We start from the raw sequence: 21145 nt of genomic DNA on the forward strand, positions 1-21145 counted from the left end.
GTGTTGGCGGTCGCCGACTCCGACTCGTATCTGAAGTGGGCGGCCTGCCTGCTCGGCGACCTTCCCCCCGGCGACACGGCGGAACTGGTGGTGGTGCGCACGCCGATCGCGCCCTCGCCGGAGCAGATCGCCGCCGCCGTGGGCGGTCTGGAGCCGCCGCCGGTGGTCTCGGCGCGGTCCGTGCGGCGGCTGGCCGAGCGCATGCGGCCGGACGTGGTGCTCGTGGCCTGCACGGGCCCGGTGGTGGACGTGCTGGTGGCCGACGTGCTCGGCGACCTGCGGCCGCGGCCGGTGTTCGTGAGCGGGCTGCCGGGCATCTCGGTGCCGGCGACGGAGAAGGCGTGGCTGTTCCGCAGCGGGTGCGACCTGTTCGTGGTGCACAGCGAGCGTGAGGTGGCCGAGTTCTCCGAGATCGCCGGCCGGCTTGGCGGGGGAGGGGCGGTGGGGCTGGCCCGGCTGCCGTTCCTGCGCTCCGACGTGGTCGCCGGGGGCGGGAACCGGGTCGTGTTCGCCACCCAGGCCAAGGTGCCGCGGGAGCGCGAGCAGCGCGAGCGGATCCTGCTGGCGCTGGCCGACCTGGCCCGGCTGCGGCCCGAGCTGGACGTGGTGGTCAAGCTGCGGGCCCTTGAGGACGAGCGGCAGACGCACAACGAGCGCCACCACTACCAGCGGCTGTGGCGGGAGATGGGCGAGCCGGGGCGGCTGGAGTTCGCGGCGGGGTCGATGCACGACCAGCTGGAGCGGGCGGCGGGGTTCGTCACGGTGAGCTCGACGGCGGCGCTGGAGGCGATCGCGCTGGGCGTGCCGTCGCTGGTGCTGTCGGACTTCGGCGTGAGCGCCGAGATGATCAACCTGGTGTTCGAGGGCAGCGGGCTGCTCGGCACCCTTGACGAACTGGCCAAGGGCGGCTTCCGCCCGGCCTCGTCCGAGTGGTGCGAGGCCAACTACTTCCACCCGGCGGCGCACAACGACTGGGCGTCGCGGCTGGCCGGGCTGGTGGCGGCGGGGTCGCGCGTACCGGCGCGGTCGCTGCTGGACGGGCCCGAGCACGCGGCGGCGCGGCGGCGGGCGCGGTTGCGGGTGGAGGTGCATCCGTCGATGCTGCGGGCCGGCTACCGGGCCAAGCGCCGCATGCGCCGCTACCTCAAAGCCCTCGGCTGATCGCCGCGCTTCCTGTTCGAGAACGTCGGCCCGCGTCCCGGGGGACCGCCCGGGGCGTGGTCGTCCGCGCCCCGTTTCCCCTGAGAAGACCGCGACCCCGGACGGTGGGGGAGGGTCCCTCCCGCCGTCCGGGGTCGCGGTCCTTCGCGGAGGAGCGTCAGATCGCCGAGCGGATCTTCCGGCGCAGCCGGGTGAGTGCCGTGGGGCGGGTCACCAGGCCGAGGGTCTCCAGGCGCTTGCGCTTGAAGTAGCGGGCGTCGAACTGGATGCTCGCGGGCCGCAGCTCCGGATACGTCTCGGCCTGCATGCAGTAGCCCACCGCCCGGACGAGCCCGCGCAGGTCCACCGCCGTCGGATGCTCCACGGCGCCCTCCGGTGACAGCCGGGGCAGCAGCGCGTCCACGATGGTGACCGGGATCCGGTTGCTGTTCTCGTACGGCGCCAGCCGGTCGAGCACCAGGTCCGTCCCGTACGAGGCCACCTGCAGCCCGAAGTAGCGCTGCGCGGTCAGCAGCCCGGTCGAGAAGCAGCCCACGACCAGCTCCGGCCGCAGCGCCGCGAAGCACACCTCGGCGGGCACGCTCTCCGAGGCCACCGACAGCCGCACGCCCAGGGGCTCGGCCGCGGCCCGCAGGAGCTGGGCGTGGCGCCGCCCGGCGGCCGGGTGCGGCTTGAAGACGATGTCGGTGTGGCCGCGGGCGGCCAGGGCCTTGAGCATCGTCTCGTGCAGCCCCGCCTCCTCCTCCGGAGTGACGATCTCCAGGGCCGACAGGTACTGGCCGAGGATCATCGCCTGGCCCGGCCTCATGTCGGGGGCGGTGGAGGTGACCTCGTGCACGATCGACATGAACCGCTCGTCCGGCAGGATCGAGGGGGCGACGTCGTACTCGCTGAGCAGCAGCGGGGTCAGGCCCGGCACCAGGTCCAGGTGGAACAGGCGTCCGATGCGGCGGAAGATCTCGGCCGGCAGCGGGTCGCGGGTGGGGCCGTAGCTCATCAGGCCGTCGGAGTAGACGGTGATCGGGCAGTCGCGCACCAGCCCGGCGATGGTCCGCGCCGGGGGCACCGCGATCGACTCCAGCACCAGCTCCTCGACGTCGTTCAGGCCCCAGACGGTGCGGATGAGGCGCTCCATCATCGGCACCTCGATGACGCGGGCCCGCCAGTCGGAGGGGTGCAGCGGCGCGATGAGGTCGTTCCATGAGTGCACCGCGTCGAAGCGCGAGCGCAGCACGGCGAAGCCGGGCGTCTTGTCGAGCGGCGTCGACACCTCGGGGATGGCCGCGTTGTTCGACACGATCAGGACGCGGCGCCCGTCGCCGAAGCGGCCGTCGTCGATGGCGGCGGCCAGCGACATCGCCCCGAACAGCGTCGAGGCGTAGAAGACCTTCACTATGTCTCCTCCCGGTCGCGGCGGATCCGGACGTGCGGGCTGGGCGGCAGGTCGGGCACCAGGGCCCGCAGCGTGGTCTCGCGTTCGACGGACATGCGCGCCACCGATTCCGACACGATCTCGGAGGGCAGCGCGCGCACCATGTGCGCGCCGCGCTCCTCGAAGCGCGAGCGCAGCGCCGGCGTGAACCGGTCGGCGATCTCCAGGTGGTGGGCCAGGAGCGCGCAGAAGTTCCGCACCGCCTTGGGCATGAACTCCGGCTCCAGGTCCTTGAACACCAGGTCGAACGCGTCGAAGAAGTGCAGTTGGCGCTCGTCGCCGACCTGGGTGAGCGACCCGGACACCATGCGGCGGTAGAACACCCCGGCCAGCGACACCACCGCGAACGTGGCGGCCTCCCGGTGCAGGCGCCAGATCCACGGCCGGTCCTCGGCGGTGTGCAGGGAGCCGGGGAAGTGCAGCAGGTCGCGCAGCGAGCGCCGGTAGATCCCGGCCCACGCGTACGGGTAGTCGACCATGGTCCGCACGCCCGAGGGCAGGATCGCGTCCCGTGGGTCGAGCACCACGCCCCTCTGCGTCATGGGGGCGCGGTGCACGACCCGTTTGCGGCCCTCGACCTGCACGTGGTCGGCACGGACGAAGTCGCAGCCGAGCCCGTCGATCGCCTCGACGAGCCGCGCCAGGTAGCCGGGGGCGAGCCAGTCGTCGGCGTCCATGTACGTGACGTACCGGCCGGAGGCGGCCGACAGGCCCGTGTTGCGGGCGTCGGCCAGCCCGGCGGGGGTCGGGTTGCGCAGCATCGTCAGCCCGGGCAGGTCGCGGGTGAAGTCCTCGACGATGTCCCCGGTGGCGTCCACGGACCCGTCGTTGACGACGATGAACTCGAAGTCGTGCCGTGCGTTGCGGCAGAGCGAGGACAGCGCGTCGGCGATGTACCGCTCGCCGTTCAGCACCGGCACGACGACCGAGAGAGTGATCAAGAGTTGTCTCTCCAGAGTGCGAACGAGGTCAGACGGTCACCCGGCGCAGGCGGGCCTTGGGGGCCTCCTCGCCGGGGAAGACGCGCTTGACGCCGTCGCCCATGGCCTGCTCGATGATGCGGATGTCACGGACGAGGTGCTCGAGGCCGGCCGGCTCCAGCGAGGCGGCGTGGTCGGAGCCCCACATGGTGCGGTCGAGGGTGATGTGCCGCTCCACGGTGACCGCGCCGAGCGTGACCGCGGCCAGGGAGATCTGCAGGCCGCGCTCGTGGCCGGAGTAGCCGACGGGCACGCCGTAGCGCTCCTTGAGCGTGGTGATCGTGCGCAGGTTCGCCTCTTCCGGCGGCAGCGGGTACGTGGACGTCGCGTGCATCATGATCAGCCTGTCGGTGCCGAGGATCTCGACGGCCTCGTCGATCTCCGACAGCGTGGACATGCCGGTGGACAGGATGATCGGCTTGCCGGTGGCGGCCAGGGCCCGCAGCAGCTCGTGGTCGGCGATGCTGGCCGAGGCCACCTTGTGCACCAGGACGTCCATCTCCTCCAGGAACTCCACGGAGGGCACGTCCCACGGCGAGGCGAACCAGTGCAGGCCGCGCTCGTCGCAGTATTTCGCGATCTGCCGGTACTCGTCGTAGCCGAACTCGGTCCGCTCCTTGTACTCCAGGTACGTCATCTCGCCCCACGGCGTCTGCCGGATCTGGCTCTTCTGCTCCTCGGGCACGCAGATCGCGGGGGTGCGCTTCTGGAACTTGACCGCCTGGCAGCCGGCCTCGGCCGCCACGTCGATGAGGCGGCGGGCGATGTCGAGGTCGCCGTTGTGGTTGATGCCGATCTCGCCGATCACGTACACGGGCTCGCCGTCGCCGACGAGGAGGTCGCCGATTCCGACGGGGCCGAGCCTGGGCCGGGTGCGGACCTCGGCAATGGGCGGCTCGGGCCGGGCGGCCACGACGCGGTCGCACAGCTCGCGCACGGCGCCGGACCCGCCGGGCCTGGTCAGCACGACCCGGGCGGCGGCGCGCACGCGCGGGTGGGCGTCGGGGGTGGCGATGGGCCAGCCGACCTCGGCCATCGGGCCCAGGTCGTTGACGTCGTTGCCGACGTAGGCGACGCGGGCGGGGTCGAGGCCCTCGATGGTCAGCCAGTCGCGCAGCACGGTCCGCTTCTCGGCCAGGCCCTGCAGCACGGGGACGCCGAGCTTGCGGGCGCGGGCGGCCACCACGGGGTTGTGCTCGGTGGACATGACCAGCACCTTCACGCCGGACCGCTTCAGCAGCGCGACGCCCATCCCGTCGGAGCGGCTGACGAGCACCATCTCGCGGCCGTCGGAGTCGACGTAGGCGCGGTCGTCGGTGTGCACGCCGTCGAAGTCGGTGATGACGGCGTCCACGTCGATCGGCTCGGGCTCGTCGATGAACGGGGCGAGCGCGCGCACCAGCTCCAGGTCCTCCGGGTTGTCGATCTCGACGCCGTGCTTGGGGGAGACCGGCTGGACGGCGACCTCGCCGAAGAAGCGGTGGCCGTGCTCGCGCAGGCCGGAGGCGCGCATGACGTAGAAGGCGCCGTTCTCGCGGAACTGGGCGTCGCGGTCCTGCCGGCGCTGCCGGACGGCCGGGTCGTGGTTGATGCCGCCCCCGGCCGCGGTCCACAGGAACTCGTGCGTCGGCAGCCCCGACACGACCGAGTCGGCCTCTCCGTCCAGCACCTTGCGCACCGCCTCCGAAAGGTCATTCGGGTCGATGAACGCGCTGGTGCACTGCACCAGCACGACGATCTCGGGGTCCTCGCCGAGGGCGTCGAGCGCGTGTAGCACCGCCGACTCGCTGGAGGCGGTCGCGCCGCTCAGCTCCTCGGGTCGCTCCACGACGATCGCCCCCGCCTCACGGGCGGTCTCGGCGATGCCCGCGTGGTCGGTGCTGACCACGACCTGGTCCACCAGGCCGGCCCGCTGGGCGGCCCGAACCGCTCGGGTGACCAGCGGCACGCCGCCGACCAGGGCAAGGTTCTTCAGGGGTACGCCCGCCGAACCTCCGCGGGCGGGAACTACGGCCAGGACTCGCAAGATCTGTCTCCTCAGTGCATCGGACTGCACCCAGAAGCTAGAGGCCCGGATTGAACGGCCAGCGTCACCATCATTAACTTTCCATGGGGATCCGGTAGAGGAGTTCTGGCCGGCCGACTCCGCCGTACTGCGGGATGCGGGCCGCCACACCCAGCTCGACCAGGTATTCCAGGTAGCGGCGGGCCGTCACGCGAGACACTCCGATCGCGTCCGCCACGGCTTGCGCCGCCATGCCCCCGGGGTTGTCGCGCAACTTCGCGACGACCGCGTCGAGGGTGTCGCGCGCCATGCCTTTCGGCAGCTCCGAGCTGCCCCGGAGGGTGCCGAGGACCCGGTCCACGTCGCCCTGCCCGACGGCCAGGCCCGCCTCGTCCTTGAACCGGGCGTAACGCGTCAGCTTTTCGGCGAGTGTCCCGTACGTGAACGGTTTGAGCAGATACTGGGAGATCCCGAGCGAGACCGCTGAACGCACCATGGCCAGGTCGCGGGCGGAGGTGACGGCGATCACGTCGCACATGAGCCCGCCCGCGCGGATCGCCCGGCACACCTCCAGCCCGTGCATGTCCGGCAGGTAGAGGTCGAGCAGGACGAGGTCCACGGGCCGGCCGCGCAGGAAGCGCAGCGCCTCGCCGCCGGTCCTGACCACCCCGGCCACCTCGAAGCCCGGCATCCGCTCGACGTAGATGCGGTTGGCCTCGGCCGTGATCTCCTCGTCCTCCACGACGAGCACGGAGATCGTCGAGTTCGTCATCGCACCCGCTCCGGGACCGGCAGCCGCACGGTGAACACCGAGCCCGCCACCTCGATGGTGCCGCCCAGGCGCCGCACCGCCTGCCCCACCAGCGCCAGGCCCAGCCCGCGCCCGTCGCCCTTGGTGGTCCAGCCCTTCTCGAACGCCTGCGGGTCGGCCAGCCCTGGGCCGTTGTCGGCGACCCTGATGAGGACCTCGCCGCCGCCCGCGCTCAGGTGCACCTCCACCCGGGAGGCGGCGTCGATGGCGTTGTCGATCAGGTTGCCGACGATCGTGACGAGCTCGCGCGGGTCGAGGCCCGGGTCGTCGAGCTCGCTGTCCTGGCTGATCACCAGTTCGGCGCCGCGTTCGGCCGCCTCGGCGCTCTTGCCCAGCAGCAGCGCGGCGAGCACGGGCTCGCGGACCGCGCCGACCACCCGGTCGGTCAGCTCCTGCGCGGCCCGCAGCTCGGCCGTGCCGAGCGCCACGGCCTGTTCGGTGCGGCCCAGCTCCACCAGCGTGATGACGGTGTGCAGCCGGTTGGCGGCCTCGTGGGCGGCCGAGCGCAGCGACTCGGCGAAGTCGCGCTCGGCGTGGAGCTGCCCGGTCAGCGCCTGCAGCTCGGTGTGGTCGCGTACGGTCACGACGGTGCCGAGCCGGCTGGCGGCGCTGTTGACCGCCAGGACGCGGTCGTCGACCAGGTGGACGCGCTCGTCGTCGGCGGCCAGCAGCTCCGACAGGCCCAGTTCGGCCACGTGCCGCCCCTCGGCGTCGGCGGGCAGGCCGAGCAGCATTCTGGCGGCGTCGTTGCACAGCGTCAGCGTGCCGTCCTTGCCCACCAGCAGCAGGCCCTCCCGTACGGCGTGCAGGACGGCGTCGTGGTGCTCGTGGATGCGCCCCAGCTCCACCGGGCCGAGGCCGTGCGTCTGGCGGCGCAGCCGCGCGGTGACCAGCCACGTGCCCGCCGCGCCCAGCGAGAGCGCCAGCGCGATGACCAGGCCGCCCCAGGCGAGCTGGTCGCGGACCCTGGCGCTGATCTTCTCGATCGTGATGCCCGCGCTGACCAGCGCCCGGACCCGGCCACCGGACATGACGGGGGTCACCACCCGCCTGGACTCGCCGAGCGTGCCGGTGTAGGTCTCGGTGAACGTCTTACCCGTCAGCGCCTGCTCGATGTGGCCGAGGTAGGGCTTGCCGATCTGGGCGGGGTTGGGGTGGGTGTAGCGGATGCCGCCCGGGCTCATGATGGTGATGAAGTCGACGCCCGTCTTGTGGCGCACCTGCTCGGCGTACGGCTGCAGCCGCGCGGACGGGTTCGGGCCGTCGAGGGCGGCCAGCACGTCGGGCGAGGCCGCCACGCTCACCGCGACGGCCCGGGCCTTGCCGGCCGCCTCCTCGGTGAGCAGGTCGCGCGCCTGCACGAGCGCGAGCACCGCGCCGCCCACCACCGTGACGGCGACCACGAGCAGCTGCAGGACCAGCATCTGGCCTGCCAGGCTCCAGCGCCGCATCTGACATCTCCCCTGTGAACGAAACTTACTCAATGGTGACCTATGTCACTGTGAGGGCCATACTCGGGCGTCTAGAAGGTCATTCCATCACCGCTGGAGAGCCCCCCATGCGTGATCGCACTCGCTACCTCTATCTGGCCGTCATCGGGGCGGTCCTACTCGGCATCCTGGTCGGATTCGTCTGGCCGGACGTGGGCAAGGAGCTCAAACCGCTCGGCACCGGCTTCGTGGCGCTCATCAAGATGGTGATCGGGCCGATCATCTTCTGCACGATCGTGCTGGGCATCGGCTCGGTACGCCAGGCGGCCAAGGTCGGCAAGGTCGGCGGCCTCGCGCTCGGCTATTTCATCGTCATGTCCACGGTAGCCCTGCTCATCGGCCTGCTGGTCGGCAACGTCATCGACCCGGGCTCGGGCCTGCACCTCAGCGACGCCGCCAAGCAGGCCGCGGAGGCGCAGGCGGCCAAGGGCGGCGAGGCGTCCACGGTCGACTTCCTGCTCGGCATCATCCCGGAGACGCTGGTGTCCGCACTCACCGGCGGCTCGGTGCTGCAGGCGCTGCTGGTGGCGCTGCTGGCCGGGTTCGCGATCCAGGCCATGGGCGCCAGGGGCGAGCCGATCCTGCGCGGCATCGGGCACTTCCAGCGGCTGACGTTCCGCATCCTCGCCATGATCATGTGGGCCGCGCCCGTCGGCGCGTTCGGCGCGATAGCCGCGGTCGTGGGAGAGACCGGGCTGGAGGCGCTCAAGAGCCTGGCGATCATCATGGTCGCCTTCTACATCACCTGCCTGCTGTTCGTCGGCGTCGTGCTCGGCTCGATCCTGTGGCTGGTCGCCCGGATCAACCTGTGGTCGCTGCTGAAGTACCTGGGCCGCGAGTTCCTGCTCATCTTGTCCACCTCCTCCTCGGAGACGGCGCTGCCCAGGCTCATCGCCAAGATGGAGCACCTGGGCGTGAGCAAGACCGTCGCCGGCATCACGGTGCCGACCGGCTACTCCTTCAACCTCGACGGCACCGCGATCTACCTGACCATGGCCACGCTGTTCATCGCCGAGGCCACCGGGGCGCCGCTGCAGTTCGGCGAGCAGATCGCGCTGCTGCTGTTCATGATGATCGCCTCCAAGGGCGCAGCGGGCGTGACCGGGGCCGGGCTGGCCACGCTGGCCGGCGGGCTGCAGGCGCACCGGCCCGCGCTGGTCGACGGCGTCGGCCTCATCGTGGGCATCGACCGCTTCATGTCCGAGGCCAGGGCGCTGACGAACTTCGCCGGAAACTCCGTCGCCACCGTGCTCGTCGCCGTCTGGACCGGCGAATTCGACCGGGAGCGCGCCAACGAGGTGCTCGCCGGGAACGCGCCGTTCGACGAGGCGACGCTGCTGGACGAGGACGAGGAAGGCGACCGCCCCGGGCCTGAGGAGTCGGGCGACCGGGAACTGTCGAAGGTCTAGAGTTTGCGGGCGATGCCCGCGTAGCCCAGCCGCGCCATGTCAGCGTCCAGGAAGATCGGGACGTCGTGGTCGACGTAGGGCCAGCCGAGCTCCGGCCCGATGCCGTTGGCGAGGTGGCCGGGCGGGATGAACTCCAGATCACCGAAGAAGGCCGCGATCTCCTTGCCGGGTCGCGGCCTGAACGGCATGTTGGCGCGCTGGTAGAACTCGATCACCCGGTCCGTCAGCGCCGAGTGGGAGTCGCTGCCCACGTGCGAGATCGCCAGATAGCTGCCCGGCGACATCGCGTCGCGGTAGGCGGCCACGAAGGCGTACGGGTCGTCCTCGTCGGGGATCAGATGCAGGATGAACATCATGAGCACGGCCACCGGCCGCTCGAAGTCCAGGAGCGCGCGCACTTCGGGGTTGGCCAGGATCTCCGCCGGTCTGCGCACGTCGCCCAGCACCATGGCCACCCGTTCCGGGTCGGCCAGCAGGGCCCTGCCGTGCGCGGCCACCACCGGGTCGTTGTCCACGTAGACCACGCGGGCATCGGGGGTGTGGCGGAGCGCGACCTCGTGCACGTTCTCCTGCGCCGGCAGACCGGAGCCGAGGTCGAGGAACTGCGTGATGCCCTGTTCGCACAGGTAACGCACGAACCGGCCGATGAGCGCCCGGTTCTCCCTGGTGCCGTCGCGGGTCTCGGGAACCGCGCTCAGGACCAGTTCGGCCAGATCCCTGTCGGCTTGGAAATTGTCCTTGCCGCCCAGGAAGTAGTCGTACATGCGCGCCGCGTTAGGGATGTGCGGGTCGACACCCTGAGGCGCTTGTTCCGTCATGGCACCATGATCTATGACCTGACCTCCGAAAATCTACGGAAAGCGGTCAAACGGCGGGAAGTCTCAACACAAACCTCGCGCCGCCCACGCGGTCCTCGACGGTGATCTGGCCCCCGTGGGCCATGGCGACGTCGCGCGCGATGGCCAGACCCAGACCCGTTCCGCCGGCGTCGCGGCTGCGGGCGGCGTCCAGGCGGGTGAAGCGCTGGAAGATGCGCTCGCGATCGCACTCGGCGATCTCCACGCCGTCGTTCTCGACCGCCAGCACCGCCGTGTGCGCGCCCTCCTTGTGGACCTCGACCTGGACCGTGTGCTCGGCGTGGCGCTGGGCGTTGTCCAGCAGGTTCGTCAGGACCCTGGCGAGCTGGAGCCGCACGCCCTCGACCTCCACCCCCTCGGCCAGCTCCACCTCCACGGGCACCTTGTCGCAGCGCACGGACAGCTCCTGGCGCACCAGCCCGGCGAGGTCCACCCGCTCCTTGACCACGTCCACCCGGGAGCCGATCCTGGCCAGCAGCAGCAGGTCGGTGATGATGGCCTCCAGGCGGTCGGTGTCGCGCAGCGCGCTGTCCACCAGCGCCTCGACGTCGGTGTCGTCGGGGTAGAGCTGGGCGCTCTCCAGCTGGGCGCGCAGGCCCGCGATGGGGGTGCGCAGCTCGTGCGAGGCGTCGGAGGCGAACTGGCGCTGCTGCTGGGCCGAGCGCTCCAGCCGGGCCAGCGTGCCGTTGACGGACCTGGCGAGCTGGGCCACCTCGTCGGCGCCCGGCGGCTGCGTGACGCGCCGGCTCAGGTCCCCCGCGTGCACGGCGTCCAGTTCGGCCCGCATGGTCGCCACCGGCCGCAGCGCGCGTCCCGTGACCAGCCACGTGGCCCACGACGCCAGCCCGATCAGTATCCCGACCTCGATGAACACCACCCCTTCCAGGCCGCGGTTGGCCAGCAGGTCGGGCGTGCTGCGGCCGGCGTAGACCACGGGGGAGTCGGCGAAGAGGCTCACCCTGACGGCCGTGACGTGGACGCACTCGGTCGGCAGGCAGTTCATCATGCTGATCACCCGGTTCTCGGGTGTCGGGCGGATGTCGCTGAGCGGCGGCAGGTTCCTGGCCGCGTCGCTGCTGGCCAGGATCTGGCCGTTGGGGCCGACGACCTGGATGAGGTCCACCGGCGGGTTGGGCACCGGGATGGCGGCGCCCATGGGCAGCGCGCCGCCGCGCATCTCGTACGCGATCCGCTCGGCCGTGTCCCTGGTGTCGCGGAACACGCTGGCGGTCATCAGCGACCTGGCGGTGATCACCCCGGCGACGGCCACAGGGATCAGCACGAGGGCGGCTACCGCCGTCGCGATGAGGGTGACGCGTCCACGCAGGGACCTGGCCCACCAGGGTGGCACCCTGTGAGGTTACCGAGCGTGATTACCGACATTTGTCGCGTTGAGGGAAAGATTCCCCCAATCAACGCCACTATCCGGTCAGCGCTGGATCCAGACCGCGGTGTCCGGCGGGACGGTGCCGTCCTCGGCCGGCGGGCCGCTGGACAGCAGCACCTCCCCGCCCAGGTCGAGGCGCACCGGCTCCTCACCCGTGTTGAGGACCACGACCAGCCCCGGGTCGCGCTCGATGGCCAGCACGTCCTTGGGGGAGTCGAGCCACCTCAGGGTGCCGCCGCCGAGCGCCGGGTGCTCCCTGCGCAGCTTCAGCGCGGCCCGGTAGAGGTTCAGGGTGGAGGCGGGGTCGTGCTCCTGGGCCTCGGCCGACAGCGGCCCCCACGAGGCGGGGATCGGCAGCCAGGGGTCGCGCCAGCCGAAGTCGCCGGAGGCCGTCCACGGGATCGGCACCCGGCAGCCGTCGCGGCTCTCGCCCGTGCGCCGGAAGGCCGGGTCCTGGCGCAGCTCGTCCGGCAGGTCGAGCACCTCGGGCAGGCCCAGCTCCTCGCCGTTGTAGAGGTAGGCCGAGCCGGGCAGGGCCAGCATGAGCAGCGTGGCCGCCCGCGCGCGGGCCAGGCCGCCGTGGCGGGTGACGTGGCGGGGCTTGTCGTGGTTCGACAGCACCCACGTGGTGGGCGCGCCGACCAGCTCGGCCTCCTTGAGTGCCTTGTCGATGACGGTACGGAACGACTTGGCGTGGAAGTCGGCCATCATGAACTCGAACGAGAACGCCTGGTGCAGCTCGTCGGGCCCGACGTAACGGGCCAGCCGCTCGGGGGAGGAGACCCACGCCTCGGCCACCGCCATCCGGCCGCCGGGATAGGAGTCGAGGATCGGCCGCCACTCGCGGTAGATCTCGTGCACGCCGTCCTGGTCGAAGTAGGGCAGCTGCTCGTCGCCGAGCATCTCGGCCTGGCGGCCCTGCTTCGGCCCCACGTCGGGCAGCCCGTCGGCCTTGATCATGCCGTGCGCCACGTCCACGCGGAAGCCGTCCACGCCCCGGTCGAGCCAGAAGCGCAGGATGTCGCGGAACTCGGCGCGCACGTCCGGGTTCTCCCAGTTGAGGTCCGGCTGCTCGGGGGCGAACAGGTGCAGGTACCACTGCCCGTCGGCCACCTGCGTCCACGCGGGGCCGCCGAAGATCGACTCCCAGTCGTTGGGCTGGTCGCGGAAGATGTAGCGGTCGCGCAGCCCGGCCTGGAACCACGGATGCCGGTCGGAGGAGTGGTTCGGCACCAGGTCCACGATGACCCTGACGCCCTTGTCATGGGCGTCCGCGACGAGGGCGTCGAAGTCGGCGAGCGTGCCGAACATGGGGTCCACGTCCCGGTAGTCGGCCACGTCGTAGCCGCCGTCGGCCATGGGGGAGGTGTAGAAGGGGCTCAGCCAGATGGCGTCCACGCCCAGGTCGGCGAGGTAGCCGAGGCGGTCGCGCACGCCCGCGAGGTCGCCCGTGCCGTCGCCGTCGGCGTCGGCGAAGCTGCGCGGGTAGACCTGGTACACGACGGCGTCACGCCACCAGTCGTCGTTGCCGAGCATGGCTGTCCCTTTGTGTGAGATGTCGGTGATGTTCTGGTGAAGGATGTCGCGATGGTTAGGCGAGGGTCAAGCGCAACTTGCGGAAAGTTGCATAAGTCACCCTTGACCCGCCCCTACTTCCGCTGAGGTCCGGCGGGGGAGAGGACTGCGGGCCGCTTTCACCCTGTTCGGTGAGGATCACGTAACGCTCTTTCGCAAGTTCTTCCAATTCTTGCAAAGAGCCGCTAACGTCCCGGAAACGTTAGAGCTTTCTTCCGGCGGTGCTTGCGCGGTGCTGCCGTTCCTCCGTGACCTCAGGAGGTCTCATGCGCATGCGGGCTCTGGGTGTGGCCGCTCTCGCGACCCTCGCGTTCGCCGCCACGGCCTGCGGCGATTCCCAGCCGGCTTCCCCGTCGGCCTCTTCGGCGGCACCCGGCGCGTCCGCCTCCGCCCCGGCGGCCAAGAGCGGCGGCACGCTCGTGATCTGGGCCGACCCCAGCCGCGTCAAGCCGCTCAAGCCGTTCGCCGACCAGTTCGGCACCGAGAACGGCGTGACCGTCGAGGTGAAGGAGATCAGCAAGGACAACCAGACGACCTTCCTCACCGCCTCCCAGCAGGGCAGCGGCCCCGACATCATGATCGGCGCGCACGACTGGATCGGCAACCTCGTGCAGAACGGCGCCATCGACCCGGTCACGCTGACCGACGAGCAGAAGGCCGCCTTCTCGGCCAAGGCGATGCAGGCCGTGACGTTCAACGGGCAGGTCTACGGCGCCCCGTACGCGGTGGAGAACATCGCCCTGATCCGCAACACCAAACTCGCCCCCGACGCGCCCGCCTCGATCGAGGACATGATCGCCAAGGGCAAGGAGCTCAAGGCGGCGGGCAAGGTCAAGGAGGTGCTCTGCCTCCCCGTCGGCCAGAAGGGCGACGCCTTCCACGTCTACCCGATCTTCGCCTCGGCGGGCGGCGCGCTGTTCGGCGCCACCTCCACCGGCGACCCCGACCCCAAGCAGGTGCTGGTCGGCTCGGCCGACTCGGTCAAGGCGTTCGGCAAGCTGAAGGACCTGGGTGAGAAGGGCGACGGCGCCCTGCGCACGTCGATCACGAACGAGAACTACATCGTGAACTTCGCCGGCGGCAAGTGCGCCTACCTGATCTCCGGCCCGTGGGCGATGAGCGAGGTCAAGAAGGGCGGCTTCCCGTACGACATCACGGCCGTCCCGGCGTTCAAGGGCGGCAAGCCCGCCACCCCGTTCGTCGGCGTGCAGACGTTCTTCGTGGCCTCCAAGGGCAAGAACAAGGCCCTGGCCCAGGAGTTCGTCGCCAACTACGTGACCAACAAGGACGTCGCGAAGGCGCTGTACGAGGCCGACCCGCGGCCCCCGGCGCTGACCGCCGCCCTCCAGGAGGTCCAGGCGAGCGACCCGGACGCGGTCAAGTTCATGGACGCGGGCAAGGACGGCCTGCCGATGCCGGCCATCCCTGAGATGGCGGCGATCTGGGAGCCGTTCGGCATCGCCGAGAACGCCGTCGTCAAGGGCGGCGACGCGGCCAAGGCCGCCACGGCCGCGCAGAAGGCCATCGACGGCTCGCTCAAGCACTGATCATGGCGCTCGACGTGCGCGAAGCCCCGAGAAACAGCGGGGAGGCCAAGCGGGCTCCACGGCCCCGCCGGGAGATCACCACGGCGTTCGTGGTGAGCAGGATCGCGGTCCTGGCCGTGGCCGCCGCGATCCTGCTCTACGCCGTGCCGCCGCTGGTCGCCGCCGAGTCGTGGGGCTCGCTCGCGCTGGTGTGCGCCGTCAGCGCGGCCATCGCCTACCTCTACCTGACCCGCCGCTTCGTCCCGGCCAAGTATCTGGTGCCCGGCACCGTCTTCCTGATCGCGTTCCAGGTGCTCCCCGTGGTCTACACGGTCACCACCGCGTTCACGAACTTCGGCGACGGGCACCGCGGCGACCAGGCCGCCGCCGTCACCGCCATCGAGACCGGCTCGGTGCGGCAGACCCCCGGCTCGCCCGAGTACGCCCTGACGGCCGCGCTGCGCGGCGACGAGCTGGTGTTCCTGCTGGTCGACCCGAAGACCAAGCAGGTGCGGCTGGGTGACGCGAAGGGGCTGTCGCCGCTGGCGGGCGCCCAGGTCGGGGTCACCGGCAAGGTGCTGGCGGCCCCCGGGCTGACCGTGCTCAAGGCGCCGGAGGCCGCCGCCCGCGGGCAGGAGATCTCGGCGCTGGCCGTGCCGACCGGCGACGGCGTGATCAAGGCGAACGGGCTCAGCCGGGCGGTCGAGGGCAAGGCGGCGCTCGTGTACGACGCCGGCTGCGACTGCGTGCGCGGCAACGGCGACACCTGGACGGCCGACGAGGACCAGGGTTACTTCGTCAACGCCAAGGGCGAGCACCTGGCGCAGGGCTGGCAGGTCGGCGTCGGGTTCGACAACTTCGCTCGCGTCCTGACAAATCCGACTATTTCGGGCTATTTCGCGGGGGTGTTCGGCTGGAACCTGGTCTTCGCCCTGGCCTCCGTGCTCGGCACGTTCGCGCTCGGCATGTCGGTGGCGCTGGCGCTGCACCATCCGCGGATGCGCGGCACCCGGTTCTACCGGATCGCGCTGATCCTGCCGTACGCGATGCCCGCCTTCGCCATGCTGCTGGTGTGGCGTGACATGTTCAACCGCGACTTCGGCCTGATCAACCAGCTTCTCGGCGCCAACGTCGACTGGCTGGGCGAGACCGCGACCGCCCGGTTCGGGGTGATCCTGGTCAACCTCTGGCTCGGCTTCCCGTACATGTTCCTCGTCACCACCGGCGCGCTGCAGGCCATCCCGCGCGAGCTGACCGAGGCCGCGGCCATCGACGGGGCCACGCCGTGGAAGGCGTTCCGGCGGGTGACGCTGCCGCTGCTGCTGGTCGCGCTCACGCCGCTGCTGATCTCGTCGTTCGCCTACAACTTCAACAACTTCAACGCCATCGCGCTCACCACCGAGGGCGGCCCGTTCCCGGCCGACAACCCGCAGGTGGGCGGCACCGACCTGCTGATCACCTACACCTTCAGGCTGGCGTTCGGGGCGGGCGGCGCGCAGTTCGGCTTCGCGGCGGCGGTCTCGGTGTTCATCTTCACGATCGTGGCCGTCATCTCGGCCGTGGCGTTCCGCCGCACCCGCAAGCAGGAGGAGGTCTACGCGTGAAGCTCGCCCTCAGGCATGTCTTCGTGCTGGTCGTGTGCGCCTTCGCGCTCTTCCCGATCCTGTTCGTGGTCTCGGCCGCGATCAACCCCATGGGCACGCTGGCCTCCACGGAACTGCTGCCGACCGGAGCCGGCCTGGCCAACTTCGCCAACCTGCTGAGCTCCGACAGCTACCCGTTCGGCCGGTGGTTCTTCAACTCGGTGTTCATCGCGCTGGTGTCGTCGTTCGCGAGCCTGCTGCTGTCGATGCTCGCCGCGTACGCCTTCAGCCGCATGCGCTTCGCGGGCCGGCGGGTCGGGCTGCTGGCGCTGCTGTTGATCCAGATGTTCCCGCAGTTCCTGGCCATCGTGACGATCTTCATGATCTTCACGAGGGTGACCGAGCTGTATCCGGCCTTCGGGTTCAACACCGTGTGGGGGCTGCTGCTGCTCTACCTCGGCGGCGCGCTCGGCGTGAACACCTGGCTGATGAAGGGCTTCCTCGACACCGTGCCGAAGGAGCTGGACGAGGCCGCCACCGTGGACGGGGCCACGCACGCGCAGATCTTCTGGCGGGTCATCATGCCGCTGGTCACGCCGATCCTCGCGGTCACGGCGCTGCTGGCGTTCATCGGCACGATGAGCGAGTTCCTCATGGCCAACGTGTTCCTGCGCGACCCCGAGAGCAAGACCCTGGCCGTGGGCATGTACGGGATGATCGCCGGCGACCACCGCAACGCGAACTTCGGCATGTTCGCCGCGGCCACGCTGCTTACCGCGATTCCCACGGTGAGTGTGTTCCTCTGGTTGCAGAAGTACATCGTCTCCGGGCTCACCGCCGGGGCAGTCAAGGGATAGGTGCATTGCGCTTCATCGGGGAGCCGCATCACGACGGCTCAGCTCTGTACGTCTCCGACCAGGAGCCCGCCGTCGGCTCGCGGGTGACGCTGTGGCTGCGGGCGCCGCTGGCCGCCGGGATCACCGGCGTGCACGTGCGTACCGTGCACGACGGCGAGCCGCGCTACGCCGAGGCGGCGCCGGACCCGTCGCGGCCGGACGCCGGCGGGTACGGCGGCACGGACGTCTGGTGGCGGGCCGAGATCACCGCGGTCAACCCCGTCACCCCCTACCGCTTCCTGCTGGCCACGCGGGGCGGCCAGGCGTGGCTGACCGCGGCCGGGCTCGTCACCCACGACGTGACCGACGCGGGCGACTTCCGCCTCGTGTGTCACCAGCCGCCGCCCCCCTGGATGTCGGACGCGATCGTCTACCAGATCTTCCCCGACCGCTTCGACCGCTCCCGGCCCATGCGCGACCTGCCCGACTGGGCGCTGCCGCGCGACTGGGACTTCGATCCGGTCATCCCCAGCGGCCCCGGCACCGCGGACCAGTTCTACGGCGGCGACCTCGACGGCGTGATCCAGCGGCTCGACCACGTCCAGAGCCTCGGCGCCGACACCGTCTACCTGACGCCGATCTTCCCCGCCCGCTCCAACCACCGCTACAACGCCTCCACGTTCGAGCACGTCGACCCGCTGCTCGGCGGCGACGAGGCGCTGCACCGGCTGTCGGGCGCGCTGCACGCCCGCGGCATGCGGCTGCTGGGCGACATCACCACCAACCACTGCGGCGACACGCACGAATGGTTCACCGCGGCCGTCTCCGACGTGAACGCGGTCGAGCGCGAGATGTTCTACTTCGACCGCGACACCGGCGACTACGAGTCCTGGTGGGGCGTCAAGACGCTGCCCAAGCTCAACTGGGGCAGCGAACTCGTCCGCGCCCGCATGCGGGCCGTGCTGAAGAGGTGGCTGGGGCCGCTGGACGGCTGGCGCGTGGACGTGGCCAACATGACCGGCAGGCGCGGCGCCGACGACCACAACCACGAGGCCGCCGCCCTGCTGCGGGCCGCGCTGGGCCCCGGGGCCGCGTTCATCGCCGAGCACAACCACGACGCCTCGCCCGACCTCGACCGCGACGGCTGGCACGGCACCATGAACTACGGCGGCTTCACCCGCCCCGTCTGGGCCTGGCTGCGCGGGCCCGAGCTGGACCTGGACCACTTCCTCGGCGTGCCGGGCGGCGTGCCCTCGCGCGACGGGGCCGCCGCGCTGGCCACGTTCCGGTCGTTCGCGTCCCACATGTCCTGGCGCTCGCTCGTCCACTCCTGGCAGCTGCTCGACTCGCACGACTCGCCCCGCATCCGCACCGTCACCGGCTCACGCGAGCGCCACCTGCTCGCGCTCGGCCTGCAGGCCACGCTGCCGGGCACGCCGATGGTGTTCGCGGGCAGCGAGTTCGGCCTGACCGGGGTGAACGGCGAGCACTCCCGTACCCCGATGCCCTGGAACCGGCCCGCGGACCAGGACCTCGCGACGCTGGCGGCCTACCGGGACCTGCTCGGGCTGCGCCGCGCCGAGCGCGCGCTGCGCCACGGCGGCCTGCGCTGGCTGCACGCCGACGCCGACTGCCTGGTCTTCGCGCGGGAGACGTACGAGGAGTCGATCCTGGTGTGCGTGCGGCGGGCGCCGGGCGCGCCGCTCCGCCTCGGCGTCCACGCCCGCGGCCTCTACGACGCCGAGGACGGGGACGTGCTCCCGGGAGACGGGCCTTCGGTGCGTCTCTGGCGTCTCACACGGTGATCACGCTACCTTTGGCATCCCCCCTTCCGCTCCAACTCGATAGTGGTGTGCTCGAATGAGGTTGCTGCCTGTAGCCGTCATGGCGACTGTCCTGCCTGCCTTCTCACCGGCGGCCCCGGCGTACGCGCTGGCGGGCACCACGTACTACGTGGACTCCAAGTCGGGGAACGACGACGCGGCGGGCACCAGCGCCACCGCGCCGTGGAAGTCTCTCGACAAGGTCAACTCTGCCGACCTCAAGCCCGGCGACGCCGTCAGCTTCAAGCGCGGCAGCTCCTTCACCGGCCCGCTCAAGCTGGAGGCCGACGGCACCGCGGCCAAGCCCATCGTCGTCCAGGCGTACGGCACCGGCCCGCTGGCCAGGATCAGCGGCATGGACGACGACTGCGTCGTGATCAGCGGCAACCACTGGCGCGTCAGCGGCCTGCGGGCCTCCGGCTGCCGCTGGGCCGGCTTCCAGGTCGCCGGCGACGGCAACCAGCTGGCCGGCGTGCAGGCCGACCGCAACATCGCGGGCGTCTACGTGACCCCGTCCGGCTCGCGCAACACCGTCCGCGACAGCGTCCTGACCGACAACGACCGGATGAGCGTCAACGACGAGGGCGGCGACAACGACTCCGGCGCCTTCGGCGTGCTGCTCAACGGCGACGACAACCTCGTGACCGGCAACACCATCACCGGCAGCTTCGCCAAGAGCGCCGACTACGGCACCGACGGGGCCGCCGTCGAGATCTTCGACGGCGACCGCAACCGCGTCACCCACAACATCGCCCGCGACAACGAGACGTTCACCGAGCTCGGCGCCCAGAAGGGCAAGACCGCCACCGGCAACGTGTTCGCCTTCAACGTCGTGACCTCCTCCCGCAGCCGCGGCTCGTTCCTCATCACCCGCGGCCCGCGCCACGTCGTCGGGCCCGTCAAGGGCACGCTCGCCGTCCAGAACTCGGTCTACCTGCCGGCCAGGGACACCATCGGCTGGTCCTGCCACGACGGCTGCGCCCCGTCGATCCTCAAGCTGCGCAACAACGTGATCGTGGTGGGCGGCGACGCCGGCTGGGAGGACGGCAAGGGGGCCGACGAGGGCGGCAGCGTCTACCAGGGACGGGTGAACCGGTTCAAGCTGGGGCCGAAGTCGGTCGTGGCCGACCCGAAGTTCGTCTCCCGCACCGACCTGCGGCTGCGGCCCGGCTCGCCGGCGTTCGGCCGCGGCCTGCCCCTCACCCCCAGGTGGTACGGCGGCAAGGCGCTCGGCAAGGACCTCACCGGCCGGCGGCTTGTCGGCGCCCCCGACGCCGGGGCCTACCAGCACTGACGGCGCCCGCCCTGGCGAGTGTAAACATGCAGCGAGTGTAAGCTTGCTGGGCATGGAGGAGTCACGACGCGAGCGCAAGAAGCGGCAGACCAGGCAGCTGCTCGTCGGCACGGCGCTCAGGTTGTTCGCCGAGCAGGGATACGAGCAGACGACCGTCGCGCAGATCGCCACCGCGGCCGACGTCGCCACCAAGACGTTCTTCAACTACTTCCCGACCAAGGAGGACGTGCTGTTCGCCGAGGTGGCGGACTACATGCAGGACATGGCCGACGCGGTCGCCGAGCGGGAGCCGTCCGACAGCGTCGCCGACGTGCTGCTCAAGACGTATGACCGGGTCGTCGTCCACTACCTGACCAGGGGCCCGATCGCCGGCGACCGCGAGCTGGCCGAGGTGTACGAGCACCTGGTCGCGACCGTGCCCTCCATCCAGGCCAAGGCTCTGCACATGATGTTCGGCGTGCAGCGCGAGGTCGCCCGGCAGCTGCTGGCGGCCTTCCCCGACGTGCTCGACCCGATCAGCGCCGCGGCGGTGGCCGGCTCCTTCATGGGCGCGGTCCAGGGGGTGGGCGGCGCCGCACGCGAGGCCGGCCAGTCGGACGAGGAGATCGTGGCGTCGATGGCCCGCGCCGCCGAGATCGCCATAGGCGGGGTGCGCTCGCTCTAGAGTGGACGGGTGCTTCCAGACCTTCGCCAGCCGCTGGTGCGGCAGCTCGCCGAGTCCGAGGCTCCCCGGCGCTACTGGCACCTGGGCGACGAGAACGGGCGGGCCTGGCTGTTCGAGAGCGTCGAGGGCGACGGCCGCGAAGAGTGGGCCATCAGGCAGGTGCTGGTGGGCGCCGACCGGACCGCCCGCCGCTACTGGTGGCGCCACCTGCAGGACGAGCACGGCTTCCTCACCGACCAGCCGCTGGAGGTCTGGGAGCTGACCGAGATCACCGAGCAGGCGTTCGAGGCCGTCTGGGAGGCGAGCGACTGA

17 protein-coding genes are annotated in these 21145 nt (G+C 71.0%); 9 read left to right on the forward strand and 8 right to left on the reverse strand.

What is annotated here, in order from left to right:
• Nucleotides 1-1161, forward strand: coding sequence for a DUF6716 putative glycosyltransferase (locus ACIBQ1_RS02915; RefSeq protein WP_397274552.1), 1161 nt, complete (start codon nucleotides 1-3; stop codon nucleotides 1159-1161).
• A gap of 157 nt (nucleotides 1162-1318) precedes the next feature.
• Here the strand turns inward: ACIBQ1_RS02915 and ACIBQ1_RS02920 are convergent, their stop codons facing one another.
• The 5 genes from ACIBQ1_RS02920 to ACIBQ1_RS02940 all read right to left on the reverse strand — a co-directional run bounded on the left by ACIBQ1_RS02920 (nucleotide 1319) and on the right by ACIBQ1_RS02940 (nucleotide 7840).
• Entirely contained in the window at nucleotides 1319-2554 is a 1236-nt protein-coding gene (locus ACIBQ1_RS02920) for a polysialyltransferase family glycosyltransferase (RefSeq protein WP_397274230.1), read from the reverse strand.
• Nucleotides 2554-3534 (reverse strand): glycosyltransferase family 2 protein, encoded by a 981-nt coding sequence (locus ACIBQ1_RS02925; RefSeq protein ID WP_397274231.1) that lies wholly within the window; start codon nucleotides 3532-3534, stop codon nucleotides 2554-2556. The genes ACIBQ1_RS02920 and ACIBQ1_RS02925 overlap by 1 nt, the downstream gene beginning before the upstream one ends.
• 28 nt (nucleotides 3535-3562) lie before the next feature.
• Complete coding sequence (locus ACIBQ1_RS02930) at nucleotides 3563-5599, reverse strand: N-acetylneuraminate synthase family protein (protein WP_397274232.1); 2037 nt, start codon at nucleotides 5597-5599, stop codon at nucleotides 3563-3565.
• A 73-nt stretch (nucleotides 5600-5672) separates the two neighbouring features.
• Complete coding sequence (locus ACIBQ1_RS02935) at nucleotides 5673-6350, reverse strand: response regulator (protein ID WP_397274233.1); 678 nt, start codon at nucleotides 6348-6350, stop codon at nucleotides 5673-5675.
• On the reverse strand, nucleotides 6347-7840 hold the full coding sequence (locus tag ACIBQ1_RS02940; protein ID WP_397274234.1) for an ATP-binding protein: 1494 nt from the start codon (nucleotides 7838-7840) through the stop codon (nucleotides 6347-6349). Before ACIBQ1_RS02940 ends, ACIBQ1_RS02935 begins: the two co-directional genes overlap by 4 nt.
• A 107-nt stretch (nucleotides 7841-7947) precedes the next feature.
• Here ACIBQ1_RS02940 and ACIBQ1_RS02945 point away from each other — a divergent pair, with 107 nt between their 5' ends.
• The gene (locus tag ACIBQ1_RS02945) at nucleotides 7948-9288 is read left to right on the forward strand and encodes a cation:dicarboxylate symporter family transporter (protein WP_397274235.1); all 1341 of its coding nucleotides are present in this window, start codon (nucleotides 7948-7950) and stop codon (nucleotides 9286-9288) included.
• Here ACIBQ1_RS02945 and ACIBQ1_RS02950 read toward each other — a convergent pair.
• From ACIBQ1_RS02950 to ACIBQ1_RS02960, 3 genes are all read right to left on the reverse strand, one after another.
• Nucleotides 9285-10106 carry an SAM-dependent methyltransferase gene (locus ACIBQ1_RS02950; protein ID WP_397274236.1) on the reverse strand — a complete coding sequence of 274 codons (822 nt, stop codon included), beginning with the start codon at nucleotides 10104-10106 and terminating at the stop codon, nucleotides 9285-9287. The two genes, ACIBQ1_RS02945 and ACIBQ1_RS02950, sit on opposite strands and share 4 nt — an antisense overlap.
• Nucleotides 10107-10152: 46 nt before the next feature.
• Nucleotides 10153-11496 (reverse strand): sensor histidine kinase, encoded by a 1344-nt coding sequence (locus tag ACIBQ1_RS02955; RefSeq protein ID WP_397274237.1) that lies wholly within the window; start codon nucleotides 11494-11496, stop codon nucleotides 10153-10155.
• 78 nt (nucleotides 11497-11574) lie between these two features.
• A complete protein-coding gene (locus tag ACIBQ1_RS02960; RefSeq protein ID WP_397274238.1) occupies nucleotides 11575-13068 on the reverse strand; it encodes a glycoside hydrolase family 13 protein in 1494 nt (497 codons plus the stop codon).
• Nucleotides 13069-13373: 305 nt separating this feature from the next.
• Between ACIBQ1_RS02960 and ACIBQ1_RS02965 the strand changes: the two genes are divergently transcribed.
• From ACIBQ1_RS02965 to ACIBQ1_RS02995, 7 genes are all read left to right on the forward strand, one after another.
• The gene (locus ACIBQ1_RS02965) at nucleotides 13374-14654 is read left to right on the forward strand and encodes an extracellular solute-binding protein (protein WP_397274239.1); all 1281 of its coding nucleotides are present in this window, start codon (nucleotides 13374-13376) and stop codon (nucleotides 14652-14654) included.
• 2 nt (nucleotides 14655-14656) lie between these two features.
• On the forward strand, nucleotides 14657-16237 hold the full coding sequence (locus ACIBQ1_RS02970) for an ABC transporter permease subunit (protein WP_397274240.1): 1581 nt from the start codon (nucleotides 14657-14659) through the stop codon (nucleotides 16235-16237).
• Entirely contained in the window at nucleotides 16234-17073 is an 840-nt protein-coding gene (locus ACIBQ1_RS02975) for a sugar ABC transporter permease (protein ID WP_397274241.1), read from the forward strand. The genes ACIBQ1_RS02970 and ACIBQ1_RS02975 overlap by 4 nt, the downstream gene beginning before the upstream one ends.
• Nucleotides 17074-17078: 5 nt before the next feature.
• A complete protein-coding gene (locus ACIBQ1_RS02980; protein WP_397274242.1) occupies nucleotides 17079-18857 on the forward strand; it encodes a glycoside hydrolase family 13 protein in 1779 nt (592 codons plus the stop codon).
• A gap of 79 nt (nucleotides 18858-18936) precedes the next feature.
• Nucleotides 18937-20169 carry a right-handed parallel beta-helix repeat-containing protein gene (locus ACIBQ1_RS02985; RefSeq protein ID WP_397274243.1) on the forward strand — a complete coding sequence of 411 codons (1233 nt, stop codon included), beginning with the start codon at nucleotides 18937-18939 and terminating at the stop codon, nucleotides 20167-20169.
• A 52-nt stretch (nucleotides 20170-20221) separates the two neighbouring features.
• The gene (locus tag ACIBQ1_RS02990) at nucleotides 20222-20833 is read left to right on the forward strand and encodes a TetR/AcrR family transcriptional regulator (RefSeq protein WP_397274244.1); all 612 of its coding nucleotides are present in this window, start codon (nucleotides 20222-20224) and stop codon (nucleotides 20831-20833) included.
• A gap of 9 nt (nucleotides 20834-20842) precedes the next feature.
• Nucleotides 20843-21145 carry a hypothetical protein gene (locus tag ACIBQ1_RS02995; RefSeq protein WP_397274245.1) on the forward strand — a complete coding sequence of 101 codons (303 nt, stop codon included), beginning with the start codon at nucleotides 20843-20845 and terminating at the stop codon, nucleotides 21143-21145.

Origin of the sequence: Nonomuraea sp. NPDC050153 (assembly GCF_044460125.1) — a bacterium.
GTDB lineage: Bacteria > Actinomycetota > Actinomycetes > Streptosporangiales > Streptosporangiaceae > Nonomuraea.

Bases quoted from the DNA above. Each gene is read 5' to 3' on its own strand.
- ACIBQ1_RS02965 (WP_397274239.1), top strand. From the start codon at position 13,374: ATGCGCATGCGGGCTCTGGGTGTGGCCGCTCTCGCGACCCTCGCGTTC.
- ACIBQ1_RS02940 (WP_397274234.1), bottom strand. From the start codon at position 7,840: ATGCGGCGCTGGAGCCTGGCAGGCCAGATGCTGGTCCTGCAGCTGCTC.
- ACIBQ1_RS02985 (WP_397274243.1), top strand. From the start codon at position 18,937: ATGGCGACTGTCCTGCCTGCCTTCTCACCGGCGGCCCCGGCGTACGCG.
- ACIBQ1_RS02990 (WP_397274244.1), top strand. From the start codon at position 20,222: ATGGAGGAGTCACGACGCGAGCGCAAGAAGCGGCAGACCAGGCAGCTG.
- ACIBQ1_RS02945 (WP_397274235.1), top strand. From the start codon at position 7,948: ATGCGTGATCGCACTCGCTACCTCTATCTGGCCGTCATCGGGGCGGTC.
- ACIBQ1_RS02960 (WP_397274238.1), bottom strand. From the start codon at position 13,068: ATGCTCGGCAACGACGACTGGTGGCGTGACGCCGTCGTGTACCAGGTC.
- ACIBQ1_RS02950 (WP_397274236.1), bottom strand. From the start codon at position 10,106: ATGACGGAACAAGCGCCTCAGGGTGTCGACCCGCACATCCCTAACGCG.
- ACIBQ1_RS02970 (WP_397274240.1), top strand. From the start codon at position 14,657: ATGGCGCTCGACGTGCGCGAAGCCCCGAGAAACAGCGGGGAGGCCAAG.
- ACIBQ1_RS02935 (WP_397274233.1), bottom strand. From the start codon at position 6,350: ATGACGAACTCGACGATCTCCGTGCTCGTCGTGGAGGACGAGGAGATC.